Source organism: Aliamphritea spongicola, assembly GCF_017051665.1.
Taxonomy (GTDB): domain Bacteria; phylum Pseudomonadota; class Gammaproteobacteria; order Pseudomonadales; family Balneatricaceae; genus Amphritea; species Amphritea spongicola.
This window is the reverse complement of record NZ_JAFIDL010000103.1, coordinates 1-288: the sequence shown is the minus strand read 5'-3', so window position 1 is coordinate 288 and position 288 is coordinate 1. Positions and strand designations below refer to the sequence as shown.

Sequence of the window (288 nt, the reverse complement as noted above, 5' to 3'; positions counted from 1 at the left end):
GACGACGAATGCCGATCGCCGAGTGAGGCGAACCAGGCCGGCAACGCGCGCTCGCCGTGGCCGAACAACGCATAGGCCACCCCGGCCAAACGCACCGGGATCCAGTCCAGCCAGTTCAGCAGATGATCAATGCCCGACTGCGAACGCTCCAGCGGCGTATTGTGGCGCGCCAGCCAGGTTTGATAGGCGCGCAGGAAGGCATATCCCGCCAGCGCGATCGGCCCGTACGGCCCAAAGACCACGAACCAGAACAGCGGCGCCAGGTAATAACGGAAGTTGATCCACAGC

General features: G+C 64.2%; 1 protein-coding gene. It reads right to left on the bottom strand.

The window, feature by feature from the left end:
* A partial coding sequence (gene ampE / locus JYB63_RS22925; RefSeq protein WP_205660230.1) for a regulatory signaling modulator protein AmpE occupies positions 1-288 on the bottom strand: 288 nt, incomplete at both ends.